Genomic DNA, 24,439 nt, shown 5'->3' with positions numbered 1-24,439 from the left:
AAGGATGCCAACCGACCGGTATCTACCCCGTCTTCCATTGCCAGTCGGCGACGTAGGCCTGATATGCCTCCGGAACCTTCCCAGCGATCGCGTCGCCCCGGTGGATCCAGAGCCGATATCGCAGATGAAGCGGTTCGTTCTCAGGCAGATCGATCATTTCGAGACCCGGGTACGCCACGCCGATCGGACCGTAGGCGCGCACGATCCATTCCGGAGGACACGTCGGGTGCGAGGGGTGAACCATCAGGGCAGCGCCGCTCCGATGCGGGAGACGCCGCCCGTCTGGTCCGATGAACCTGCCGCTCCAATCGACCCACCTCGCGACCACGTGGTTCAGGCTGTCGCCACTGATCGGGCCCCGGTCGTTTTCCATCCGGACCTCCGTCGCTGACCCGAAACGGCACGTCATTCCGCCGTATCCCTTGTCCGCGGCTGTCTGTCCCCCAATCCGAATGCCATCAACAAGCGCGGTCAGCGTCAGATCGATATCCACTGCCCGCCCGCTCGGCGAGCCGCAATAAACCCGGCAATCCACCATTTCTCGAACAAATCTCTCGTTTCGGGCCGGATCGGCGGGCCGGTACGTCCAGAAGTGCTCCGCCGTGAAACGGCACGATGTCGCTCCCTCTCGGTCATATTCGAGGCGCCCGGGTTCGGCGACGAACTCCCTCGGTATCCACCACTCATTCTGCCATTTGCCTTGTCGTTCCGAGCGAACCCAGGCCCAGAAGATCCCGCGATGATGTATGTGGTCCCCCGGCGAAGCCGCCGTCAGTTCCTCGCCATCAAGCCCGGTCACCGGATGAATGAAGTCGTTCAGAGGATGGCTCTTGGCGTTCTTTGAGTTTGCAGGACCGTGCCAGTAGGACAATATCGGTTTGTCCGGCCCTGCGGCAACGTGGAGAAAAGGCTCCTCGTACCGTGCCTTGCAGCACACGCCGGCCCCGGCCCTCCGATGATCCGGCATGAGGATCTCAATCGGTTGTCCCCGGTCCGACTCCTTGAGCTTGAGATATGTTCTCAATACTGCTTCGCCGCGGGAGGCAAAGGGATCGGCCCGGCCAAGGTCGGCGGGTTGGAGTGTGGCCGGGCGGTGCCCGATGGAAACCCGCACCAGCAGCCGCTTGGCCCCGAACCCATCAGGTGATACCCCGACGGGCATTGTGGGGAGAGGCACTTCGACGGGCATTGGCAGGTCCGCCGGCCAATCCGTTGGCACGATACCCGCAATCCTCTGGTTTGGACTCACACAGCCAACGCAGGCACTCAGCAGTACGATGAGCGTTTTGACTGGTCCCCAAAGACTCTCGGGCCGACTCTTGGTGCGAGCTTCGTTCATAATTCTGTGTTTCCCGCGCTATGAGACCTCGGCATCGCATGATACCGGGCGTGGGTATTGGCGCACAGGTGCTCGTGAGGCGTCGTCGGCCGATAACCAAGCGGGCGAGTCGCGATGGTCAATCGGAGCATAAATGTTTGCAGGTAAATAGATTATCAACATCAACCGATATAAAGAAGGACCGGCGGCGAAATGTCGTCTCGCGGTCTGGGACGGTTTTTGGGATGGGCCCTGCAACTTTTCCCGACGGCCGCTTTATAAGCAATCTGGAGACCGGGGGTGAGGTGCGCCCACGCCGACGATCAGCGGCGGGGCGCCGAACCAGAACCGGTTGTTGGGACACGGGTAATTAGCGGGCTTGTGGGGATTGACCAGTGAGTGTCGGCGAAATCCTGCTTGAGCGGGGCAAGATCCGGCCGGAGCATCTCCAGGCAGCCCAAGCGGCGCGCAAGAACCCACAGGAACGAATCGATCAGATCCTCGTTCGCATGGGTTTCGTGGACGAGCGAGACGTGCTCGAGGCGCTCGGCGAGCAGATGAGCATCGCGGTGGTGGACCTCACGCAGATCACCATCGACAAAGATCTGCTCAAGCTGATGCCAACACGCCTGGTTCACAAGCGAGGCCTGATTCCCATCGAAAAGACCGCGGACACCCTTCGGGTAGCCACCGCGGATCCTTTTGACTTCACGGCCCTGGATGAATTGCGCATGCTTACCGGCCTGAAGGTCGAGGCCGTGCTGGCCAGCGCAAGCGAGATCCAGCGGCTGATCCGCCAGCACTTCGGCGTCGGCGGTTCCACCATCGACGAGATGATCGAGGACCAGCCGGAAGACGAAGACGTCGAGCTGCTGAGCGAATCAGTTGACGAAAACGGCGACCTGGTCGAGATGGCCCAGGAAGCCACGGTCGTCCGCCTGGTCAACGAAATCCTGACCGAAGCCATTCGCGACAAGGCCAGCGATATTCACATCGAGCCGTACGAGCATACCCTCAAGATCCGGTATCGAATCGACGGGGTTCTGCAGAACACCGTGTTGCCGCCCAAGATCGAGCGATTTCAGGCGGCCATCATCAGCCGCATTAAGATCATGAGCAACCTGAATATCGCCGAAAAGCGTCTTCCGCAGGACGGCGGTTTCAAGGCTCGGATTCACGGCCGCGAAATCGACTTTCGCGTCTCGATCATCCCAACAGGTTACGGCGAGGCGGTGGTCATGCGTATCCTCGACCGGCAATCCATCAACCTGTCGCTCCAGCAGTTGGGCATGGGGCCGGATGTGCTCAGCCAGTTCCAGCGGCTGATCAACATGCCCCACGGCATCATCCTGGTCACCGGGCCGACCGGCAGCGGAAAGACGACCACGCTGTACGCCGCATTGCATACCATCGTTTCCGATGAGATCAAGATCCTCACGATCGAAGATCCCATCGAGTATTACCTCGACGGCGTCAACCAGGTGCAGACGAGCGAGAAGATCGGCCTCAACTTCGCCCGGGCGCTTCGTTCGTTCCTGCGTCACGACCCTGACGTGATCCTGGTCGGCGAAATCCGCGACCGCGAGACCGCCGAGGTGGCGATCAACGCCTCACTGACCGGTCACCTTGTGTTCAGCACCCTCCACACCAACGACTCGGCCGGCGCAACCACGCGTCTCCTGGACATGGGCGTCGAGCCCTTCTTGGTCTCCAGCTCCCTCGAGGGCATCCTGGCTCAGCGACTCGTGCGGACCATCTGCCCTCACTGCAAGGAGGCCTATAAGCCCGACCGCGACGCCCTGCCGCAGGATTTCGTCATCGAGAAGGGGCAGGTCCTGTACCGCGGCGTCGGCTGCCGCGAATGCCGGCAGATCGGCTATCGTGGGCGTATCGGAATCTACGAACTGCTGGTGATGAACGACGAACTGCGCGAACTGGTGGTCCAACGGGCTTCCGCCGGGCGAATCCGACAGGTCGCGATGCAAAACGGCCTGCGGCTGCTCCGCCAGGACGGCTGGGACAAGGTCCTCGCCGGCCACACCACCTGCGAAGAGGTCCTCCGCGTCACCAATGTCGGGTGATGTTCGATCATACCGCTGAAACTGGCTGCGCACACCGATCATGAAGAGGGAAAACACACAAGACTTCGAACGTGGACTTATGGCCCAAGACCGCGGTATGTCTTCCTTGAGAAGCAGCACTTGAGGCAAATACGGTATTCCGACATAAGGTCCGTGTGCCTTCAGGACCGACGAGCGACTTCGAACCGCTTCAGAAAACGAAACGAGACTCTTGATCCGCGCCGGCTCTCCAAGTACACTTAATATCGGTCACTGCTGGCAATGGCGGGCCGCATCTGACGAGTTCACTTCTTGCTTCGCGGCGGTCCAGGCCGGGAACGGTTGAGCCGGCTGTCGCCAATGGGGCCGGTGCAAATGAAGCATTCTTCTTCATGATCCGTTGATCGACCGGAGGCTCCCATGACCACGATCACCCGCATTGCCGGTGGGCTTGCGATGGGACTGATGGTGCTCTGGTCGTCGGGTTGCGGCAGGAATGTCGTGCCCGATGGCGGCAACGACGGTGGACCGTTTGACCACTATGTGCCGGATCCGAATGTTTACGCCGGCGCTGTCGACCCGGCCATGATCATCGAGCAAACCACCGGCACCGGTGCAACTATCCGTTTCGCGGTCAACCAGCTCGTGCTCCTGATGAACGAGGGCACTACCCGTTCGACGGTCGAGGCGTTGGCCCACCGGCTTGGCGGCACCATCGTGGGCCAGGTGCCGGACATTGATTTCTATCAGATCGAGCTGTCCACGACGACACGGGCGCAACTCGATGCGGCCGTTGCTCAGGCCGAGGAGGACCCGAACGTCACCGCCGCGGGCTACAACGTGGCCTCACGCTTGAACCAGAGCTGTCCGGCGGCGAACGACAATGCTGAAATCTTCAACATCGACAAGTGTGCGTTCACCGAAACGGAATACTACAACGCCCTGACCATGTTTGATTTCTTCCGCCCGCACCTCGCGCTGAATCCGGTCACTGTGGCCGTGATAGATTCCGGGCTGGACCCGACGACCGGAGAGTTCGACAATACGGATGTCTTTTATCTCAACAACCTGCGCGGACCTCCCGTTGACAGCGATCCAGACAGGCACGGCACGATGGTATGCGGCATGATCGCTGCCGACGACGACATGCAAGGAATCAACGGCATCGCGTCGCGGTTCTTGCTGGACAACCTGAGTCTGGCGGTGGCCGGTTGGGAGGGTATCCAGCTTGGCACCTCGGCCACAGGGAGCTGCGTCGCCCACGAGATGCTTTACACGTTCGTGGCCGCAGCAGCGGGGGCACAGGTCATCAACCTGAGCATCGGCTACGAACCGTCCGACCCGCATTTCAGAGTGATCCGGGAAACCTGGAAGAGAAGGATCGCCCGCCTGCCTGGTGTCGTGTTTGTGGCTGCGGCGGGAAACGAGACCACCGAGTTGGACGGAAACAATAGCGCCCCCGGCGGCATCGGCCTGCCTAATCTGATCACCGTGGCGGGCACGGCCCGCTGTGAGCCTGACAGGCCTGCCAGTTTCACCAACTACGGCCCGGTCGTCGATGTCGCCGCACCCGCCGAGGATGTTCCCGTGGTCTTCGACGGTGTGTACGTGACCGGTTCAGGCACGTCCTTTGCAACGCCCATGGTGGCATCGCTGGCGGCGATTCTCAAGTCAATCCAGCCCACACTTACACCCGCTCAGGTCAAGCACTACATTGTCGATTGCGCCCACCCCCTCTATGGCAATCCCTTCGGCCGCCTGATGTTCACGAACTCAATCTGCCAATTGCTGATCGATATGGGTGTAGGCGATCCCATTCGCTCCTGGATCGATCCCATGGGTCTGGGCAGTTTTGGCGCCTCCGGCCTGGTGCTGAGCAGGATATGTCCGGCGGGGATCGTCTACACGGTTGATGGCTACGGCACCTACCAGACCTACTACGAGACGGAATCAGACCACCGCCCCGCCATCGCGGGGTCCTTCGGCGGCACATCGTTCACGTGCGGCGGCGGAGACGGCGACGCCTCCATTGGTTTTACGAGTCTGAGCCTGACTCAATTCGTCCTCGGCACCTACATCATTACGACCCCCGAGGAGGCCGGTCCGGACACGGCCGCCGCATCGTTCACCGACTTTACTACCGGCGAGAGCGGCATGGGTATGGCCGGGTCAATCACCTTCGACGCCTGCCAAATCGACCAGCGCAGTCCGTTCGACGGCATCAACCCATGGATCGTGCGGCTGAGCGGGGCGTTCGCAGGCGTACTCCAGATGGCCCACAACGACCGCGCCCCCACGTTTCATGAGTTCGAAGGGTCCTTTAGTGTGCCTCTCCTGGTGCTGGCCGGAGCGGAAGACTCCTTCATTGACTACCTCGAGAACACGTGCGAAGGAGGCATTCCCCGCCCGCACGAATAGACCGCATCCCCGCCCCACAAGAGATGAAATGACGACCGGGCACATATGCTCCATGTCAGCGATGGTGCGTTCGTCAACGCAACGGGTAAACGCGTGTCAACCACAAGGCAGGTAACGGCTCTGCTGTATCGCCCACTCATCCCCTTGGCCGGCTGTCGCCCCGAAGACCTCCCCGGCAATGGGCAAAGAAACCGAGCCGGCCGTCCATCTCGCTCATCCCGGCCGGCGGACGCGCTTCTGCTGCAAGCCCGGGAAGAACAGGTTCGAGGCCAACCCCGCCAAGTACCTGGCCAAGCTGGGCCGGCAGTTGTCGACAGTCACCAAGCCGACAAGTTGAGTGGTCTGCCATCGCCGCGTCCGAATCAACTCGCGCAGTTCGGATCGGCCGCCGGCTTCTCCCCGCTGAGACACCGTTGAAAGACGGCGAAGTCCGCCTGGTCGATGTCATCGTCGGTGTCGAAGCAGGCCCACACGCAATCCGGGCTTGGCTGCGAAATGGCCGGGGCCGTCGCGCAGGCCTCGAAAACCGCTAAGTCATTCATGTCCACGTCGCCGTCCCGGTCGAAGTCGCCCGGCACGAACGGCGGGCAACCATTGATGTCGACGAGCACCCCACCGATCGTGGCGGGGCAAAGGTCGCAGGTATCCGGCGTGCGGTCCCAGTCGAGATCCTGAAGACGATACGCGTAGGCCGAACCGACGTTCTGCAACCAACCCGGCCCGCCAACGACCAGGGTCTGTCCGCGCGAATCTACGGCACCGAAGGAGTCACCTGCGGTGCCATCGGCGGCCGTCGGTTTCGCCCATGCAATCCAGCCGGCCCTGATGTGCCGGAAGAGATAGATCGATCCGGAACCGGTTCCACGGTCATTGTCGCCGTAGGCACCGACAACCAAGAGATCACCATCGAGCGAAAGGAAGTAGCCAAAATCGTCCTGCGACTCGGTGTCGGATGCCGTCAGCTTGGCCTCTTCGTACATCTCGCACTCGTCGGGAAGGCCGTTGCCGTTGCACTCCTGGCTTGTGCCGACCGCAATGTCCTGAGCCTCGGGAACATCGTTGAAATTGCAGTCTTGCGCATTTGCAGACGGCACCAGCCACAGCCCAAGCCACGCCGCGGCTGCAAGCTTCAAGCCGGTCGTGAGGCACCCTTCCACGATCCACCTCCGATCATCGCTCAACGGCGCCGTCTTGAACGGAGTCATACAGAAACATGATCCTTCCGGCCCAGAATCTGATCAGCCCACCGAATGCTGCTGCCATTGTACAGCGCTATGCGCCCTTGTACAACCCTATGTAGCGTTAGATCTTCTCATTCCCTCCGCTTGAAATAAGCGCATAAGACCTTCCAAAAGACGATTCTCAAGCGTTTCAAGAGGTGCTTTTGCGCCGCTATGACACTCGGGTCACGATCATACCATCGCAACCCGAAGATGAGGCGCTCTGAAAGCGGCAAGAGGGGTCGGTCTCACCCGGCGCAGTTGGGGTCTGCCTTCACATCGCTGCCGCTGATGCAATTCTCGAAGACGAGAAAATCATCGCCGTCCACGTCCTCATCGCTGTCCAGCGAAACATCCGCACAGTCGGGATCGGTGATGATCACGCCTGCACCACCGTAGCATTTCTGCAGGCGGCCGAAGTCGTCCTGGTCAACGTCACCGTCGCCGTCATAATCGGCCTTGACACTGTGGACGTCGATCGTCACGGCAATATCCTGCGGGCTGTTGGCGGCATTGCCGCTGACGCGGATGACGGTGGTGTAGTGCCCGACGGGCAAGGAGGCCGTCGTATAACTGACTGTGATGGTGTCGGTTTCGGTCGTGGCGGTTCCGCTGATCGGGGTGACATCGAGCCAGCTCACCGGAGGAATCTCCTCGATCGCGTAGTTGAGCGTTCCGTCCCCGCCGTTGACGATCGTGAAGGTGTCGTTGCCTTGGGAATCGCCAAGGAAAACGCTGTGTGCCAGCGTGTCCTTGTTCAGCGTGATCTCCGGACCCTGAATGGCGTACTCGATGATGGTCATGGCCAGATCATCATCAGGGCGAGGCACGTTGTCCCGATAGGCGATGCCGTCCGCGTAGCTGTCGTGATCATCGCCACCGCCGCAGGAAGCCCCGGACGCCGGCTTCATCAGGTAAGGATTGAATCCCGGGGACTCGGGCGGCGGATTGTGAATGTTGAACTCAATGAAATAGGTCTGCCCCCTGGTAAGAGGAACCTCGCCGGGGTTGTAGCTGACGCCGTGAAGCCCCACGCCGAAAGCCTGGTACGCCGCGAGGGTGATCTTGTCCGGTCCTATCTGCGGCCCCGTCGGGCCTCCCTGCCGGACCTTCCATAGGAACTCCAAGTTCCACTTCCTTTCGGCCCCCGCCGCCCAAACGTCGGCCCCGGCCAGGCCCTTCCCCTTGGCAACGAACGTTTGTCCCCAGCGGGGCCCGAAAAAGCCCCCATCGCACAGGTAGCCCAGTCCGGTGACCCGCCTGTTCATCGTCACAATCGTGCCGTCGTTGTCGGAGAACACTGTGATGTTGAGGTCAAAGTTCTGCGGATTGCCCTGAGCATCATACGCCCGCCCGTTGGCGTAGCTGTTGGCATCCTTATCGCGCTTGTAGGGTTGCAGATTGCCGCTGCCGCCGTTGGCCGTCAGACGCACCGCATATCGCGCGCCCGGCACCGTCGGGATTTCTCCCGATCGCCACCGGACCCAGTTGTCAGTCACATCACCGACCTGCGGCTCGATGCGCGCCCCAATGAACTGCCAGTTGACCACGTTGGCGTTTCCGTTGTCCTTGAGCACCGCCACCTCGACATTGTCCGGATCGTCGCCGGCATACGCAAACATGATGCCGCGGATCGAAATGCCCGTGGCCACGAAGGTCTGATACCAGCGGTTCGCCGGACCGGTCCAGGCATTCTTGAAGTAAGTCGAATAGTCGATGGGCAGCTCCGGATTGACGGTGACCGTTTGACCACTGGTGATGCTGATGTTGCTCACCACCTTGGGAGCGATGTAAAACAGAGGCTGATTGACCAAGATCGAGTACTGGCCGGCCGGAACGTTTTCAAAGCAATACACGCCGTCATGCGTCGTGCCGCTGACGCACGCCGTTCCGGTGTAATAAGCGGATCCGCCCAGACGGCTGGAGGGCCCCACGAAGGAACTGCTCGGCGGCGAGAGGAACAGATTCGCCTCGTAGAGCTCGACGTACCCCATGCCGGGCTTGCCTTTGATCTTCTCGTATCGGCCGTGGCCGGTGATTGAAACGGCGGCCCAGGCCGTCCCGGCAAACAAGCTTGCCGAAACTGTCACCGCCAGCAGCAGGGCAAACCGGCCCATGTTTCGGCTCATCAAAGCACCTCCCTCGAATGACCTCAATTCCGCATGCCGTCACAAAACGGTCGACTCAGATGGATCGGCGATCCTGTTCATCCTCGTTGAATCAACTCCGCGACATGAAACAAGAATATCACAAGGTCGTCGGACGGGCAAATAGCTTCAGTATTACTTTGATGATTTCTTTTGCGGACGCTGCATCCAGGCCCGCGTCTCATACCCCCGCAGCCGACGACGAACAACCGGACCACGCTTGCCGCAAAGCGGATTACGCCCGCGTCGGCAGCGGCGACTCCGACAGAAAGCGAGGCTTTCCAGTCCGTCGCTGGTTCATCGTGGCACAGGATCGCGCCGTAACCAAGCCCAACGGTCACGGCCCGGCCCGTCAGGTTCACCGACACCGCTGCTGAACGCCTCCGGGGGACACGGCGGCAATGGGCGGGCGGGACCGTATCGTCGCACCACGGCAGACGCCCGCCCCTTCCAGGATTCCCGGCATGGCCGCGCCTGTTTTCATTGAACCGGAAAACGGCTACACTCCGGACCCCATGAGGAAGCAGTACAACATTCTCGACCGCCGATTGTCCGAGGTGCAGGAGGAGCATGCGCACGTCACCATTTTTAGCAACCCGGACGAGAACGAGAAGCGGTACCTCATTGACGAGCTGAAGGTCGACGAGCACACCTTCAATAGCGCTCTCGACCCCGACGAACTCTCGCGATTGGAGTTCGAGCCCGAACACGTGGCAGTGATTTTCAAGCGCCCGAAAAACTACTCCGGCGGAGAGCAGTTCTTGTTCAAGGTCGGGTCAGTAGGCGCTTTCCTGTTCAAGGATCGCGTCAAGATCGTCGTATCAGAAGACGTGCCGTTGTTCGACGGCGTGCCCCTGACCCGCGTTCATTCCCCGGCAGATGTCATTCTCAAGCTGATCGCCCGGTCGGTCATTCACTTCCGCGAGCATCTCAAGGGCATCAGCATGATCTCCGACGAGCTGCAGAAAGAGATCAACACCTCGATGGAGAACAAGCACCTCATCAACATGTTCACCCTCGAGAAGAGCCTCGTCTACTACGTCAATGCCATCAATTCCAACGGTGCCGTGCTGGAGCGGCTGAAGAACAATGCCGCCCGCCTCGGTTTCAGCACCGAGGAGGTCGAGTTCCTCGATGACCTGATCATCGAAAACAATCAGTGTTATCGGCAGGCCGAGATGTACTCCAACATCCTGGCCAGCCTGATGGATGCCCGGGCCTCGATCGTCAGCAACAACATCAACGTGTTGATGAAGACGCTGAACATCATCACCATTGCCATCATGGTGCCGACGTTCGTGGTCAGCGCTTTTTCCATGAATGTCGCCATCCCGATGCAGCATCTCCCTTATGCCTTCGAGATCATCATGGGGTTGGCACTCTTGTCGGTCCTGTTGTTCATGCTCTGCTGGCGCAGGTACCGGCCATAGCTGCGTTTCTGTACCGACGAAAAGGTCCGCACGCCGGACGGCCCGGGGCTGCTCGGCTTGTGATCCTTGATTTCCGCACCGTCACTGATTGATGCAGTTCGCATCAAGCGGGACACCGGGACCGGAGGCACACGACTCGAACCAGTTCAAGTCCGCCTGATCGACGTCGTTGTCCGGTATGCCTCCCGGACCTTCGACGTCGAAGCAGATGCAGTAGGCCGGTTCGTCCGGCACAGTTCCCCCCGCGCCGGTGTAGCACGACTGAAAAACGGCGAAATCGGTCTGATCGACGTCACCATCGCCGTCGACGTCGGCCGCCACCGGGAAAGAGCAGGGAGAAGCCGATTGCACCAGAAACAGTTCGTCGACATGGGTCGCAACAGTCCCCGGCGGGTTGCCCGGATTCCCCGAATCAGGCACGTGCCCCCACTCCACCGTCACCTCGGAAGTGGTCGGTGCGGCCTTGATCGTAAAGGGGGTCCAGACGCTTGCCGGATCGGTGACAGAGAAGAAACCGATGATGGGGCCGTTCGGCCCACCGTCGCGAATGAGTACCTGATGATCGTGGATCAGGCCCGCGCTCGCACCACCGTAAATCCAACCCGTCAACGTGAGCTCATAGCGAGGCAGAACGGGCACCGTCTGAATCACTCGTTGCATCGACGCCCCGACGCCTCCTTCCGAGATACCGCCACGATTGGAGCCGCCCTGCGTCGACGGTGAAGGGACCCATGACTGATTGTTGTACCGCACCGGCACGGCGGTTTCATATGAGGTCCAGAAGGCCACCGGTGTGGCATCCCCGCCTTTGGGGCCCTCCAGCTCAAAGTCGCCGTTGGGCAGCAACTGGCTGCCGGGAGGCGAGTAGCGGAACGCCAGGGGCAGCGGGGCGGGGCTGTCACACTGATCACCGCGAACGGCCACCAGGTCGTAGAAGCCCGCCGGCGCCGAAGCAAAATCGAATCTCGCCACCACGTCGCTGCCGCTGGGAACCACATTCGTCGCGACCAGCTCGGTCGCCCCCTGCACGAGTTTGATGCTGTTGGCCGAGTCGGCCAAGACGGTCACATTCGTACCGGTGATCTTCAATTCCGTCTGCCCCTCGCGGACCACGATCGCGCTCGGCGACACGCCGGTTAGTGTCACCGGGTCGACGCAGAACAGGTCAAAAGCGTCCACGAAAGTCCGTGGCACGTTGTCGTGGAATCGCAGCGAACCGGCGCCGGTGCTTCGACGCACGCGATAGAACTCGAGGTTCGCCGGCGGAGCGTTCGGCTTCTCAAGAACGAGGTTGTAGAGGTCGGCATGAGCACCGCTGGTATGCATCGGGAAGCTCACGATCAACTTGGTCGGACTGTGGGTGAGAATCGTCCCCGGCACCACCGTCTCCGCCTGATCTCCGGAAGCCTTGCGGTCAACGAAGACGAGCTTGACCGCGCTTACCTCGTCCAGATTCGATCCCCCGGTGATCACGAGGGTGGGATCCACGTTTGTCGGTCCCCTCACCGGATAAGCGATCCACGGATGCAACGGACCCGTGCAGGCCGGCGAGGCGGTCAGGCTGAATGCGTCGGCAAATGCGCCGGCCGCGCTGTACCCCGGGCAGACCAATTCCGTCGCCAGTTCCACCGTCACATAGCCGGAATACGACGTCCCGTTGATCGTCACCCCGACCCAGGTGCCATAATCCCCGCCGGCTCCGGCCGTCGTGTGGTCGATGCTTCGACTGCCGATGGTTGAGCCGGTCTTGTCGCCGTCATACAGGGTGACCTTCGCTTTGGCCTGAGACGTGCCGAAGCGATTGCAGTCCAGCCAACCGCTGAATGACACGGCCGAGCCCGGGGCTATCGGCACCGTTTGCCACATGGATGTCGTGGAAGTGCCGGGATGCCCCCGACTCGTGGACCAGATACCGTAAATGCCAAAATAGTCCGTCCGGTAGTCGATGGAAGTCGGGTTGGGGTTCGCGGCCGGGTTCTTGACGTAATCTCCGAACCACATGGCCGCATTGCCCACGGCATCCATGGGAGCAAGCGGTTTCCCGTCCGAGCCGACGTTCACCACCTCGAAGCTCGGGTTCGCCAGGAGGTTCTGTGGCACGCTCGGATCAAGGATCTCGAAGGCGTTGGAGATGACCACCGGATTGACGCCCGCCTGCTCGACCACCAAGTCGAACACGCCTGCCGCTTGCCCCGCTGTCGCAAGACTGACCGTCAGGGACGTGGCGGTTTGCGCAGTAATCGTGCCGGCAATTAACACGCCGTTGGCTCCGTTGTTGTTCCACATTCCCACCTGTGTTTTCCAGAGATGCACTCCGGTCACATTCGTGAGGTTGGTGCCGGTGATCGTTACCGTCGTATCGGTGGCCACCGGCGTGCTGATCACGTTCGGCTCGATGTCCGTGACATCGTGCTGGCCGGCACAAGTGCCTTCGCTGCATGCAAACAACTCCACATCATCCAGCGCGGCAATGCCCCACCCGGTTCCCCCCGCGCCGTCCCCGACCAGCGTGAACCGCACCTTCACCCAGCCGCTGGCCACCTCGCCCGCCCAGGTAGCCCATACCTGCTGGTATGATTGCGAGGGCGGAACGCCGTCCGTGCTGCTCTTGACCGCTGCGGCCACCACGACGTCGTCCACGAGAAGCTCGCCTGCCACAACGCTTGGCCAAGCCCCCGTGTCATACACCCACGCCCAAAACGACAGCGCCAGGTTATAGTACCCGGGCACGACGGAAACGGTCTGCTCAAGAACGCCGATATCACAGTTGTAACTGCTGGGATTCATGACAAAGCGATTACCCGTGCGTGCGCTTGCTCCGTAGGTCGGGGCGCTGCAGTAATCCACGTCAGGCCCGAGCGTCCAGTAATCCGGCGGCGAGCCGCTGATCGGACTCTCGAAACTGGTGTTTTGCAGCAATTGTGTTGGGGCCGCCAGAACGGGCGCCGCCAGAACCAATACGTATACCACCGCCGCACAGTAACCTCTCTGCCCAATGCGCTTCATATCATGAACCTCCTCTGATTTGCCCTGTATCGGGACTCCGATCCATGTTTTCAACCGCGATCCTCAGGTGAACACCTGATAGCATACCACATCCTCTGAAACTGTCGCAAGTTTTTTTTCGGCAGCAGGCGAAATCCTCAACAGCCGAGTCTGCTCATGTCGATGGAAATACACCCAGGATATAATTGATTCATCCAGAGCAATACTCGTTGCTGCAAAGGTGAAGAACCATCGGGGGATTAAAAGCTCTTCAGATACCCCCTTGCGACCGTCACGCTTCTTGTGCACCCTTCTAGAAGGGTTCAGGTGGATCGAATTGGAGACCGGGGCGGGGCGTCTTTACAGCCTTACGGCCGGACATCTGTGCGGCTTGCACGCATGTTTCCGGATCACAATGCACTTGGGCCGCAGCCCGCAAGAAGGCGGTCCGCCGCGGGGCCTTCCTCCGGACCGCCGCCGCTCGGCCAGACAGGCAAGGCTATACCTCTGAATGACACTTCATGAACTCGATGAGCTCATCCACCTGGGCAAAGCACAGGCCCGTAACGGTGTCAGCACAGCCGTAGTAGATGGCGATGCGGCCGGTGTCGGCGTCGGCCAGGGCGGCACACGGAAATACCACGTTTGGCACGTCGCCCACGCACTCATAGTCGCGCTGCGGTGAAAGAATGTACGGAGCCGCGCGGTAGATGACCCGCCAGGGTTCATCGAGATCCAGCAAGGCCGCCCCGGCACTGTATACGTAACCGTTGCAGGAAGTCAGCACGCCGTGGTAGATCAGCAGCCAGCCGTGCTGCGTCTCGATCGGCACCGGCCCGGCGCCGATCTTCGTGCTCTGCCAACCTTTGCGAGTGCCCATGACAAAGCGGTGCCGGCCCCAGTACACCAAATCGGGCGACTCGCTGCAGAAAATGTCGCCGAACGACGTGTGACGAGTGTCGCTCGGGCGGCTCAGCATGTAGTACTTCCCGTTGATCCGGCGAGGAAACAACACGCCGTTGCGGTTGTAGGGCAGGGTAATGTTCTCACACTGGTGAAACGTCTCGAAGTCCTGTGTATAAGCCATCCCGATCGTCGGACCGTGGTAACCGTTACACCAGGTGACGTAGTACCGATCGTCGATCCGGCAAACGCGAGGGTCATAGCCGTACTCGAATCGGCAAACCTCCGGATCCTGGCCCAGGAACCCGATCGGCTCGGGGTTCAGCCGCCAGTTGATTCCATCGCTGCTCCGACCGCTGTGCAAACGCATATAACGACGGCGATCGTCTACCCGGAAGACACCGGCAAAACCATCCCTGTAAGGCACGACGGCACTGTTGAAAATGCTGTTTGCGCAGGGAATCAGATCACGAGGGATAACCGGGTTCCGGCTGTAACGCCAGACCACCTCACCACAACCGGGCGGCCGGTCCTCCCATGGAATGTTGGGCAAAGCGGGGCCCACGATGGTTCCTGAATTCCGTACCGCCACCGTTCGATACTCCTTCGACTACGGGTCTGCGAGAAGGCGGCCCAGCACTCCGCATCGGGCCGCAAACCTACCGGACGACGACAGAGCCCGTCAAGACTTCGCATTGAACGTATGGCCAACTGGAACGTAACTGTTCATTAGGCAAAGACTTATGCAGAGCAGTATCGGCGATTGAGCCCTGTCGAGCCGCACTCCGATGCGAACCGCGCTACCATGCCGAACTCTCGTTTCGGATAATCCCTGGAACCGGAGCTTTCTGTCCGATACAATAAGAGTGCGACCAGGGGAAAGGTCGTCTCGCCATGCAGCCGGCAACGTTCGCCGCAGCAGATGGGCTTGTGAGGCCGGAGTGTGTGCTCCGACGAACTCTGGCGGCAAGTGCGAAAACCAGAGAGCAGCGGCTTCGAGTTCTCGTCGGACCGATCATGCTCTCTGTTTTTTTGTCTTGCCAGAGCAAGCCGGCTTCGCCTGCCCCGGCAACTCGCAACGTGAGATACGACAAGAGTCGAAGGGAGTGCGTTCCCCCGGAATGTCCCTTTAGTCTCTTCCGTCGCAACTGGTGCGCATTTTGCGCGCGTGTTTCTGGATCGCAGAACGCTTGGGTTGCGGCCCGCAAAAAGGGCGGTCCGCCTTGGCATGCCTCAGGCCACGAGTTGGCCCTGCGCAAGCCGATTCTTGTATCGTTTCCGCAGCCGTTCCAGCAGATCCTTGTGGATCTGGCTAACCCTCGATTCCGATAGGTCAAGCACCGCGCCGATCTCGGCCATGGTCAGATCCTCGCAGTAATACAGAATCAGCACCAGCCGTTCCTCCCGGGTCAAACCTCTGGTGATCAGGTCGATGAGCATTGCCCGAGACAGGCGCTCCGAAGGATCCCGTTGCCGCTCGTCGCCGATGTCCCAGACGCGCCTGCCGGTCTGGCGGTTAAGCCCGGCACCGCCTCGCGGCTCCAGCGCGGAAAAATGCACCTCCCGGCCTCGCTGCGAAATGCGACTCAATTCTGAATACCTTTCGACGGAAAGATGCATCGCCTCGGCAACTTCCTCTTGCGTCGGAGGCCTTGCAAGGCGGCTTTCCAGTATCTCGGTCACCTGACAGCATCGTTTCTCGAATGCCCGGATGGTCCGCGATTGGGGATCCAGCGAACGCAGCCAGTCCATGATCGCCCCAATAATCCGCTGCTGGCAGAAAGTCTCAAACTTGGCCTTCTTGTTCGGGTTGTAAGCCTCTACCGCCTCGATAAGGCCGTCATAGCCGGCGCTGCAGAGCTCTTCGTAGGTCACGTGCGCGGGCAGCTTTCTCGTCAGCCTGGCCGCCTGCATCTGTACCAGCGGCGCATAACGCTCCACGAGCAGATTGCGATATTCGCGCCTCCGGTTCTTGAGAAACTCTCTCCATACTGCTTTCGTGTCATCGATCCCCGGCTTCGCTCCATACGACACTTCGTTTGGTCGGCTCTTTCTTGTCATATTGTTGGCTATGCTCCACGAGTGCCCGGTTAAAACCCTACGGCCAGACATCTGTGCGGCTTGTGCGCACGTTTCCGGATCGCAGTGCGCTCAGGTTGCACCCCGCAAGAAGACCGTTTGCCTCAGGGTTCGACCTCGCCTCCCGCCCGTATCAACCTCGATGCGTTCAGTTGAGTCTCCGAAGGCCGACGAGCGGCAGGCCTGAAGCTCATGACGCCTTCTCAGGTCGCGATGCGAACGACTCGTTCGCACCTGATGTGCTGATTCCTGCCGACTGTCGAACATTGAATCGTGTCCCTGTGACACGGCGAGGGAAGGTGGTGAGCAGATTCGTGACTTCAATCACATGCCTTCCTTGAACCGGTGCCTTGGATTGGGTCGATCCTGGCACCGCACGTAAGTCACAATCTCTCGCCCACCGTGGTAAAAATAGCACGAGTTTTGCGATGAGCAAGCGGCGCAAAGGCCTGAAAACGCAAGTGCTTAGGCTCTCGGCTTATGGGACGCGTCGCCGGAAATCACAGCCCCCCCACATATGGTTTTCCACGCAGGCTTCCCCGACGACCGCTTGGGGGAGATTCCAATAAGCGGCCGATAACGCGCCTCGAAAAAAAGCCCTGAGATTTCCTCCCTCCGACGGCCGTAGGACCGCCCGCGCGTGGCAAAAACGAACACCCGCACCCCGGAAAGGCCCGGTTCGACGCCGGCAACCACCTTACGGCTTCCCAGGCGCCAATTGGCGATTACAATGATCCACCGCTGGTAAGCTCGCCGACAAGGTCGGTCTGTCTCTTGTGGAGCCGAAGAGAATGAGTGACGCGACGGTGGCAATCGTGATGGGCAGCGACTCTGACTGGCCGGTGATGGAGGCCTGTTACCAGCAGATCAGGTCGCTGGGGATCGCGGTGGTCGTGGAAGTCATCTCCGCCCACCGGACGCCCGACCGGGTGACGGAGTTTGTGGCCGCCGCCGAGCAGAGAGGCGTGCGAGTGTTCATCGCCGCTGCCGGCATGGCCGCGGCTCTGCCCGGAGTGGTCGCTGCTCACACTACCCTGCCGGTGATCGGCGTGCCCTTGCCGTCTGGTGTCCTCCAAGGCGTGGACAGCCTTCTGAGCATTGTGCAGATGCCGCCCGGTATCCCCGTCGCCACGGTCGCCATTGGTTCTGCGGGGGCGAAAAACGCCGCCCTGTTGGCCGCGGAGATCCTGGCGTTGAGCGACCCGCGTCTGAAGAAGGCTCTGGCTGATTTGCGACGCGAACAGGCCGCGGCCATGGAACAGAAGAACCGCAGTCTCAAGGAAAAACTTGCCGGTGCCTGATCTTGCCCCTCACAGAACACTCGATTGGATCGGCGGCCTCGACGGCCATATCGAGATGATCGATCAGACGCTCCTTCCCGGACGGTTCTCAGTCATCGCCTGCCACGACGTCGAATCGGTTTGGGAGGCGATCAGAGTCCTGAGAGTCCGCGGAGCGCCGGCTATCGGCGTGGCCGCGGCCATGGGCGCGGTCCTGGGCGTCCGCGACGCGACGACGGACGAAGATTTGTACGCCCGGCTCCAAAGAGCCTGCGATTATCTGGCCTCCAGCCGTCCCACGGCCGTCAATCTGTTCTGGGCTTTGGATCGGATGAAACGCCGCGCTCAAACGCTCCGGGGCCGACCGCTCGCCGACATCAAGGAATCACTTTTGGCTGAGGCTCGCGCGATCCGCGACGAGGATGCCGCCATGTGCCGGGCGATCGGTGATGCAGGCCGGCATCTCATCACCGACGGAGCCGGCGTCCTGACGCACTGCAACGCCGGCGGGCTTGCCACCGCCGAATACGGCACCGCCCTGGCGGTGATCTATCGGGCACACGAACTCGGTCGCAGGTTCCGCGTGTACGCCGACGAAACACGGCCGCTGTTGCAGGGTTCCCGCCTCACGGCCTGGGAACTGTCGCGAGCGGGCGTCGACGTCACCGTGATCTGCGACAACACGGCCGGCCTGCTGATGGCTCAAGGCAAGATCAACCTGGTCATCACCGGCGCCGACCGCATCGCCGCCAACGGCGACTCGGCCAACAAGATCGGCACTTATTCCCTCGCGGTTCTGGCGAAGGCCCATCGCATCCCGTTCTACATCGCGGCCCCGAGATCGACCTTTGATCTCTCCATCGACGACGGCCCGGCCATCCCGATCGAGATTCGCGACGAGAATGAGATCCGCCGTGGTTTCGGCAGGCTCACCGCCCCCGAAGACGTCAAGTGCTACAATCCCGCTTTCGACGTCACGCCTGCCGGGTTGATTCACGGCATCATCACCGACCGCGGCCTCATCCGACCGGTAACCCCCGAACAAGTCCGTACAACCATCGGCCGACCAGGGGGATGACTAACCAAGGCCCGCTACTGCCCTGCGAAGCAGCGTGCCCTTCCGGCAAGCCCGGGAATAACTGACCGTCCCCAACTCCGTAACATGCGCAACAACATCGGCAAAGGCGCCAAAACCGGCACAACGAACACCAGCACGGTCTGGTATGTCGGTACCCTTCCGGCGAATCCCATCTTGTTTCTCATCCCCGAGACTTGACAAGATAGCCTGCGATCTTGGCATCGAGCTGAGCTACAATGATCCTGTTGTGGCGCTTGACGCCATTGACGATTTCTTGAGGCGCAAGCCGTTTGAGTCTTTCCGCACCGCTACCAGCAGCGGGGATCGCTACGATGTCCGTCATCCTGAATTGGTCTTGCGGGTCAAGAACGGGCTCTACGTGGAACCGTGTGGTCGCGGAGGGGTTGCTGATCGTGCCGTGTTCATCTCACTGCTGCACATGGTCGCCATAGAAGCACCCGCGAATGGGTTCAGGAAACGTCGGCAGCTCCGCACAGGAAGGCGCGTCGACACGGATCGGCAGCCAAGACTCTGTCGGCTTCACTGCACATCCACCTTCAACTTTCCACCGCATCGCTCAACGATGACGTGTCGGCCGTTCCAATTGGGATCCGTATTCGGGTAGTCGGTACGAAAGTGGACACCTCGTGACTCCTGGCGGGCCAGTGCTGAGGCAGTCATCAACCGGGCGACCGTGAGCAGGTTCTGCGTCTCCCAGCCGAGCTGGTCATCAAACAGTTTGTCCATCATGTATCGACCCCAGAACTGGATGATTTCCTCCGTCTCGGCGAGTCGGGCGCCCGTACGTTCGATCCCGACATTGCGCCACATCACGCTGCGGAGAGAATTCAGAACATCCGCCAGGTCAAGCGAAGTTCGTTGCGACCGCTCTACCTCGCTGCGAATCAGCTTTGGTTGAGCCGGTCCGTTAGTCCCGGCGGCCGCCTCGCCGGCGACCGTCCCGGCGACCCGGCCGAACACCAGCCCTTCGAGCAGGGAATTACTGGCCAGCCGATTGGCCCCGTGAACGCCGCTGCTGGCGACTTCGCCACATGCCAGCAGGCCAGATATCGGCGTGCGTGTGTTTTCGTCCACCACCAAGCCGCCGATCATGTAATGTGCCGCCGGCCGCACCGGTATGCGATCCTTGCTGATGTCGATATCAAACTCCTCGCACAAGCGACAGATGGTGGGGAATCGCTTGCGGAACCTGTCCACGTTCAGGTGGCCGACGTCCAGGTACATGCAGGTGACGTTTTGTCTGGCCATTTCGCTGAGAATAGCCCGGCTGACCACGTCGCGCGGGGCCAGCTCCATGTCGGGGTGATACGCCTCCATAAAGCGACGTCCCTCGCGATCGACAAGATAAGCGCCTTCGCCTCGCACGGCCTCGCTGATAAGCGCCCGCGTCGCCCCGGCCACATAGAGCGTCGTTGGATGAAACTGAACCATCTCCATGTCGCGCAAGGGAACGCCGGCACGATACGCCATCGCATGCCCGTCACCCGTTGTGATCGGGGGATTGGTCGATTCGCGGTAAACCTGCCCATAACCGCCGCTGGCCAGAATGACCTGCTTGGCCCAGAAGATCTGGTGCCCGAAGTGACGATGAAACGTTGTGACGCCGCAGCAACGACCCTCATCCACAAGCAAGTCAATGGTGAAACAGTCTTCAAAGATTCGGATCTGCTCGGAAGCCCTGGCAACGCGGATAAGCGTGTTGGCGATTTCCAGGCCCGTTGCGTCGCCCATCGCGTGCACGATACGAGGGGCCGAATGCCCGCCCTCCAAGCCAAGGCTCAGCATACTCTGTCGCCGGTCGAATATCGCCCCCCACTCGATCAGCTCCTGAATCCGCGACGGTCCTTCGCGGACGATCCGCTCGACCGCTGCGCGGTCACACAACCCGCAACCGACCCTTAACGTGTCCTCGATGTGGGCGTCGAAGGTATCATCAGGGGCCATGACCGACGCAATGCCACCCTGAGCCCTGGCGGTGTTGGACTCGTCAACCCGCCCCTTGGTGACCAGAAGAACGGGAGCATATTTGGCGGCCTCGATGGCCGCCCGCAGGCCGGCCACACCGCTACCGATAACCAGTACATCGGCAAACAGGTTGGGAATCCGCCTTACGTCAAACTGAGTCAGATAGCGTCTTGTGTCGTATAGCTCTGTCATTTCGGAACATATGCTAAGTCGGTGGGGCTCTGACTTCAATGCCCAAGACTGATTCTCGCCGCTGGATCAGCCGATAACTTCGGTAGGAACCATCGAGGAGAGGTTATGCTGCGCGCCGGTCCGATGAGCGGGTCTGTGCGGCACTCTGGAGATGCCACTGGCGTATTGCCCGCCGGTGCATAACTGACTTGCCGAAAAAGGCACTAGTATGGATTACAGTCTTGGGGACACTGGGGCCCTGGACGTTTCAGTCTGCCGCTCAGTCTCTCCCGGCCTCAACAGCGACCACCACGGCAACGTCCCAGCCGGATAGGAACGTTGAGCCCATCGAACGTCCGGCGATTGCCGGCCGAAGGGTGGTCAAACATTTCGATTTCGACGAGCAGCGCTTCGGCAATTACGACCCGTACCCGATGTACTGGAAGCAGCACGAGGCTGCAGGTTTCCCACTCTATCTTGAAGGCAAGTTCGACGCCAATGAAGGGCACGATCGTGCGCCCAGCTTCAGACTCGACCTTAATGGCGGGTCAATCGCGTTCCATTATGTCGGGCGCGATATATCGGTTCGCACAAACAGCGACTACCTCGTAGTGGCCTGGTGCAAGACGTCACCTTTGACCTGGGCAAGAGCATACGTCACTGCTCGTTACCTGGATCGCAAAGGCCGCGTGATCGAGGGAACGCAGCGGTGCAGTGAGCTCCTTGGAGGAACCGGTGAGCCTCAGGAATGGGTGCCTCTGATGATCGGCCTGCCCGGCAACGTGCCGGACTCCCGCTACATTGGGATATCGGTCTGGCTGACCCAGGCAAGCACTTGGAACACCAACGCCCGACCCATGCGGTCTGTTGAGTTTCAGGAGATCAAAGGATCTGCCTGGTTCGACGACATCACCGTTTATCGCCTGCCTCGAGTCTGTCTCCGAACGAGCAGACCCGGCAACGTGTTCACCGAGATGGAACCGGTGACGCTCCATCCGGAGGTCAGCGATCCGGATGGCTTGAACCTGTCGGCCAAGCTGGCCATCAGGGACGCCGAGGGCCAAGTGGTCGAAGAGCGCCCCGTTTCGGTTCGGACGACCCACATGACTGAGCCGCAAGCAGCCGTCTACCGAAATCTGCCGGTGGGAGCATACACTGCCGAACTTGACGTTGTTTCCGATGATGGGGCTGACCTGGTGCGTCGCAAGCTCGGCTTTGTCCGACTGGCATCGCAAATCACTCCCCCGACCGAAAGCGGTCGGGGATTCGGCATTGTCTTGCAGGACATGAGCCTGGGTGTCGTGGCTGGACAACGCGACCTGCTTCTGAATCTGCATCCTGAACTCGTCAAGGTGCCGGTGTGGTGGTCAGGCCAAATCACAGGCTCCACCGAACAGGATCTGGCGATCGATCACTATCTGGAAATGATCGCCGAGACGCAGGCCGATCCCGTGGGCATTCTGGCCAACGGTTGTCCGCCCGGTGCCCAAAGACCGGATGAACAAACTCGCTCCATGCTCGAGATCTTCAGCGAGGATCCGATCGGCTGGAAGCCGCTGATCGCAGGTCTCTGGTCGCGTTATGCCGGCTTGATTCACGTCTGGCAGGTGGGCGCCGACGGCGACGCGTCGACGTTTTTGGATCACAAGTATCCGCGGATCCTGCCCGCTCTGGTTCGTGAGATGAAAAGCTTGATGACCGACCCGCTGCTCGCCTCAACGATCAACACAAAGTATGTGCCGCCCGCTGAGCCGTTGGCGTCTTACAACGCCGTTTTGCTTTCGGCCGACGTGCCGCTCGATGATGTCGAAAGACATCTTGCCCCCTTCCTCGACAAGGAACGCTCCAGAACCTGGATCACCGTCGAGGCTCCGCCGGAAGGTCGCTATCCGCGTCTCCAGCGACTCAGCGATCTGTCGCGCCGTCTTGTCGAGGCTCATTTTCAGAAAACAGGCGGCGTCTTTCTTACTGCCCCCTGGGCGGCACACGCTGACCTGCTGTCCGCGCAAGTCGACCCGAGTGAGGACTATGTGGTGTTCCGCACCATCGCCGATTTGCTGGGTGGAACGGAACCCGTTTCACGCGGCAGCCTCGACGGGCAGGCCAAATGCATGCTCTTCGATCGCAACGGCCGGGCGATCATGATGGTTTGGGACGAATACGCCCCGCCGGGGGGGCGGGAACATACGCTGTGGCTGGGCGAAAACGCCGAACAGGTCGACCTGTGGGGCGTGCGTCGGCCGCTGCAACCGCTGGGCAAGTACCGGCTCGTGTCCATCGGTCCGGTGCCGACGTTCATCATCAACGTTCCAACCTGGCTGATGGAGTTTTGCCGCCAGTTCGTGCTGGCTCCGCCGATGGTGGAGTTCAGCTTTGACGCATACGAACGCGACGTGATCTTTCGGAACACCTATCACGAGCCGATCAGCGGTCTGCTGCGCCTGCTCACCCCGCCGGACTGGGACGTGCGACCCAATCGCATCCCCTTCGCTCTGCAGCCGAATGAGGTGTTACGGTCACCGGTACAGATCCGTTTCCCGATCAACGCCGAGGCTGCGGTCACACCCTTGGTCGGCGAGTTCGAGATCGATGCAGACCAACGATATCAGATCGTCACGCCGGCATGGTTCGAGCTTGGGCTCGAAAACATCGACGTCAACGTAAACGTCTATCGCCTCGGTACCCGCGTCGTGGTGCAGCAAACAATGACCAACCGCACCGACCAACCGGTCAGCTTTGAGGGATACGTCGTCGCCCCCGCCCGAAAACGCATGGGTCGCCGCTTCATCAACATCGTCTCGGGGCAGAGCGCTCGCAAAGAGTTTCTGATCGACAACGCCGGCGACCTGGTCGGCAAGAGAATACGAGTCGGCCTCAACGAGCTTCAAGGTACCCGAATCTGGAACCGCGTCATCACCGTGCCCTGAGCAACACCGACACCATCTCCTCTGGTTGCACCCGCTCTTTCGGACCCTTATGGTCCGACCGCAATCTCCAGCGGGTGGCCGGTCGAGGCGGGGTACGTCACATGGATCGTGTCGACGAACTGAGCATCGATCAGGGTCAGGTGGTGCGTTCCGGGTTTGGGCTGAGATGGTCAGCGACGGCGTGACCAGGATCGTCTGGCCGGCGGGGAGCGGTCCTCTTGTCGCGCCGCCGATGCCGGCCGTGGTTGTGAACCGGCGGGCCGAATCGTGTGCCTCAATCGCAGGCTCGGTCGTCGGGATGGCGATGGGGCCGTTGATCGTCGGCAAGTCTGCGTCCTTCCGGCCAAGGATGTGGGGGGGCGGGGAGGTTGGGCGAGGCGTTCGGGGTGGATCGGATGACGGGGAACCGGCCACGGTTTTCCTTAAGTGTTTAATCG

Annotated in this window: 14 protein-coding genes; 7 read left to right on the top strand and 7 right to left on the bottom strand. The window is 60.8% G+C overall.

Annotated elements, in window-relative coordinates; translation table 11 throughout:
- Positions 1 to 22: 22 nt before the first annotated feature.
- Positions 23 to 1,339, bottom strand: a complete 1,317-nt coding sequence (locus PLL20_07665; protein HPD29855.1) for a PmoA family protein — start codon at positions 1,337 to 1,339, stop codon at positions 23 to 25.
- Between the two features lie 374 nt (positions 1,340 to 1,713).
- Here PLL20_07665 and gspE point away from each other — a divergent pair, with 374 nt between their 5' ends.
- The 3 genes from gspE (at position 1,714) to PLL20_07650 (ending at position 6,133) form a co-directional block, all read left to right on the top strand.
- Positions 1,714 to 3,399, top strand: coding sequence for a type II secretion system ATPase GspE (gene gspE / locus PLL20_07660; GenBank protein HPD29854.1), 1,686 nt, complete (start codon positions 1,714 to 1,716; stop codon positions 3,397 to 3,399).
- Positions 3,400 to 3,798: 399 nt separating this feature from the next.
- Positions 3,799 to 5,796, top strand: coding sequence for a S8 family serine peptidase (locus tag PLL20_07655; protein ID HPD29853.1), 1,998 nt, complete (start codon positions 3,799 to 3,801; stop codon positions 5,794 to 5,796).
- Positions 5,797 to 5,974: 178 nt separating this feature from the next.
- Entirely contained in the window at positions 5,975 to 6,133 is a 159-nt protein-coding gene (locus PLL20_07650) for a hypothetical protein (protein ID HPD29852.1), read from the top strand.
- Between the two features lie 25 nt (positions 6,134 to 6,158).
- On the opposite strand, the gene PLL20_07645 is transcribed toward PLL20_07650, so the two are convergent.
- Entirely contained in the window at positions 6,159 to 7,001 is an 843-nt protein-coding gene (locus PLL20_07645) for a hypothetical protein (protein HPD29851.1), read from the bottom strand.
- A 263-nt stretch (positions 7,002 to 7,264) separates the two neighbouring features.
- A complete protein-coding gene (locus PLL20_07640) occupies positions 7,265 to 9,145 on the bottom strand; it encodes a carboxypeptidase-like regulatory domain-containing protein (protein ID HPD29850.1) in 1,881 nt (626 codons plus the stop codon).
- Positions 9,146 to 9,627: 482 nt separating this feature from the next.
- Here PLL20_07640 and PLL20_07635 point away from each other — a divergent pair, with 482 nt between their 5' ends.
- Positions 9,628 to 10,593 (top strand): magnesium transporter CorA family protein, encoded by a 966-nt coding sequence (locus tag PLL20_07635; GenBank protein ID HPD29849.1) that lies wholly within the window; start codon positions 9,628 to 9,630, stop codon positions 10,591 to 10,593.
- Positions 10,594 to 10,674: 81 nt separating this feature from the next.
- On the opposite strand, the gene PLL20_07630 is transcribed toward PLL20_07635, so the two are convergent.
- From PLL20_07630 to PLL20_07620, 3 genes are all read right to left on the bottom strand, one after another.
- Positions 10,675 to 13,599 (bottom strand): hypothetical protein, encoded by a 2,925-nt coding sequence (locus PLL20_07630; protein HPD29848.1) that lies wholly within the window; start codon positions 13,597 to 13,599, stop codon positions 10,675 to 10,677.
- A gap of 478 nt (positions 13,600 to 14,077) precedes the next feature.
- Positions 14,078 to 15,073: a glycoside hydrolase family 130 protein gene (locus PLL20_07625; protein ID HPD29847.1), complete on the bottom strand. Its 996-nt coding sequence runs from the start codon at positions 15,071 to 15,073 to the stop codon at positions 14,078 to 14,080.
- Between the two features lie 641 nt (positions 15,074 to 15,714).
- A complete protein-coding gene (locus tag PLL20_07620) occupies positions 15,715 to 16,542 on the bottom strand; it encodes a FliA/WhiG family RNA polymerase sigma factor (GenBank protein HPD29846.1) in 828 nt (275 codons plus the stop codon).
- 809 nt (positions 16,543 to 17,351) lie between these two features.
- Here PLL20_07620 and purE point away from each other — a divergent pair.
- Both purE and mtnA read left to right on the top strand, forming a co-directional pair.
- Positions 17,352 to 17,861, top strand: a complete 510-nt coding sequence (purE, locus tag PLL20_07615) for a 5-(carboxyamino)imidazole ribonucleotide mutase (GenBank protein ID HPD29845.1) — start codon at positions 17,352 to 17,354, stop codon at positions 17,859 to 17,861.
- On the top strand, positions 17,854 to 18,918 hold the full coding sequence (gene mtnA / locus PLL20_07610; protein HPD29844.1) for an S-methyl-5-thioribose-1-phosphate isomerase: 1,065 nt from the start codon (positions 17,854 to 17,856) through the stop codon (positions 18,916 to 18,918). Before purE ends, mtnA begins: the two co-directional genes overlap by 8 nt.
- A 540-nt stretch (positions 18,919 to 19,458) precedes the next feature.
- Here the strand turns inward: mtnA and nadB are convergent.
- Complete coding sequence (gene nadB, locus PLL20_07605) at positions 19,459 to 21,096, bottom strand: L-aspartate oxidase (GenBank protein ID HPD29843.1); 1,638 nt, start codon at positions 21,094 to 21,096, stop codon at positions 19,459 to 19,461.
- A 221-nt stretch (positions 21,097 to 21,317) separates the two neighbouring features.
- On the opposite strand from nadB, the gene PLL20_07600 reads away from it, so the two are divergent.
- Positions 21,318 to 24,002, top strand: coding sequence for a hypothetical protein (locus PLL20_07600; GenBank protein ID HPD29842.1), 2,685 nt, complete (start codon positions 21,318 to 21,320; stop codon positions 24,000 to 24,002).
- Positions 24,003 to 24,439 lie beyond the last annotated feature (437 nt).

It is taken from the genome of Phycisphaerae bacterium (genome assembly GCA_035384605.1).
Lineage (GTDB): Bacteria > Planctomycetota > Phycisphaerae > UBA1845 > PWPN01 > JAUCQB01.
This window is presented reverse-complemented; position numbering and strand designations above follow the sequence as displayed.

Excerpts from the sequence above, each read along its gene's own strand:
- PLL20_07665 (HPD29855.1), bottom strand. The coding sequence starts at position 1,339 with ATGAACGAAGCTCGCACCAAGAGTCGGCCCGAGAGTCTTTGGGGACCA.
- PLL20_07645 (HPD29851.1), bottom strand. The coding sequence starts at position 7,001 with ATGACTCCGTTCAAGACGGCGCCGTTGAGCGATGATCGGAGGTGGATC.
- PLL20_07650 (HPD29852.1), top strand. The coding sequence starts at position 5,975 with ATGGGCAAAGAAACCGAGCCGGCCGTCCATCTCGCTCATCCCGGCCGG.
- PLL20_07620 (HPD29846.1), bottom strand. The coding sequence starts at position 16,542 with ATGACAAGAAAGAGCCGACCAAACGAAGTGTCGTATGGAGCGAAGCCG.
- PLL20_07630 (HPD29848.1), bottom strand. The coding sequence starts at position 13,599 with ATGAAGCGCATTGGGCAGAGAGGTTACTGTGCGGCGGTGGTATACGTA.
- PLL20_07655 (HPD29853.1), top strand. The coding sequence starts at position 3,799 with ATGACCACGATCACCCGCATTGCCGGTGGGCTTGCGATGGGACTGATG.
- PLL20_07640 (HPD29850.1), bottom strand. The coding sequence starts at position 9,145 with ATGAGCCGAAACATGGGCCGGTTTGCCCTGCTGCTGGCGGTGACAGTT.
- nadB (HPD29843.1), bottom strand. The coding sequence starts at position 21,096 with ATGACAGAGCTATACGACACAAGACGCTATCTGACTCAGTTTGACGTA.
- purE (HPD29845.1), top strand. The coding sequence starts at position 17,352 with ATGAGTGACGCGACGGTGGCAATCGTGATGGGCAGCGACTCTGACTGG.
- PLL20_07635 (HPD29849.1), top strand. The coding sequence starts at position 9,628 with ATGGCCGCGCCTGTTTTCATTGAACCGGAAAACGGCTACACTCCGGAC.